Origin of the sequence: Pseudonocardia terrae (genome assembly GCF_021343995.1) — a bacterium.
Lineage (GTDB): Bacteria > Actinomycetota > Actinomycetes > Mycobacteriales > Pseudonocardiaceae > Pseudonocardia > Pseudonocardia terrae.
In genome coordinates this window covers 1-1,094 of the sequence record NZ_JAJTTE010000154.1, presented here as the reverse complement: position 1 = coordinate 1,094, position 1,094 = coordinate 1, and the positions used below count along the sequence as shown (strand labels likewise).

At 68.5% G+C, this 1,094-nt stretch carries 1 protein-coding gene; it reads left to right on the top strand.

From position 1 onward, the window contains the following. Positions 1–1,094 (top strand): phosphoenolpyruvate carboxykinase (GTP) (locus tag LWC33_RS34665; protein WP_233308938.1); only part of this gene is annotated, 1,094 nt, incomplete at both ends.

The following is a 1,094-nucleotide window of genomic DNA, read 5'->3' as shown; positions in this document are numbered from 1 at the left end:
TGTATGCGTGGCCGCACGATGTATGTCGTGCCGTTCTGCATGGGCCCGCTCGACGCCGACGAGCCCATGTTGGGCGTCGAGATCACCGACTCCGAGTACGTCGTGGTCTCCATGAAGATCATGACCCGGATGGGTGCCTCGGTGCTGCCGTTGCTGGACGGCCCCGCAGGCGAGAAGTTCGTCCCGGCGGTGCACTCGGTCGGTGCGCCCCTCGAGCCGGGGCAGCGGGACGTGCCCTGGCCGTGCAACGAGACGAAGTACATCACCCACTTCCCGGAGACCCGCGAGATCTGGTCGTTCGGCTCCGGCTATGGCGGCAACGCGCTGCTGGGCAAGAAGTGCTATGCGCTGCGGATCGCCTCCGCGATCGCGCACGATGAGGGCTGGCTCGCCGAGCACATGCTGATCCTCAAGCTGATCAGCCCGGAGGAGAAGTCCTACTACGTCGCGGCGGCCTTCCCGTCGGCCTGCGGCAAGACCAACCTTGCGATGCTGCAGCCGACCATCCCGGGCTGGCGCGCGGAGACCGTCGGCGATGACATCGCCTGGATGCGCTTCGGCGAGGACGGCCGGCTCTACGCGGTCAACCCCGAGTTCGGCTTCTTCGGCGTCGCGCCGGGGACGAACTGGAAGACCAACCCGAACGCGATGCGCACCATCGAGGCGGGCAACTCGATCTTCACCAACGTGGCGCTGACGGACGACGGGGACGTCTGGTGGGAGGGCCTGGAGGGCGAGCCGCAGCACCTCAGGGACTGGAAGGGCAACGACTGGACGCCGGAGTCGGGCACCGATGCGGCGCACCCGAACTCCCGCTACACCACGCCGATCTCGCAGTGCCCGGTCGTGGCGCCGGAGTGGCAGGACCCGAAGGGTGTGCCGATCTCGGCGATCCTGTTCGGCGGCCGCCGCAAGACCACGGTCCCGCTGGTGACCGAGGCCCGTGACTGGCAGCACGGCACCTTCATGGGCGCCACGATGTCGTCGGAGAAGACCGCGGCCGCGGCCGGCGGGCTCGGCCAGGTGCGCCGGGACCCGATGGCCATGCTGCCGTTCCTCGGCTACAACGTCGGTGACTACTTCCAGCACTGGGT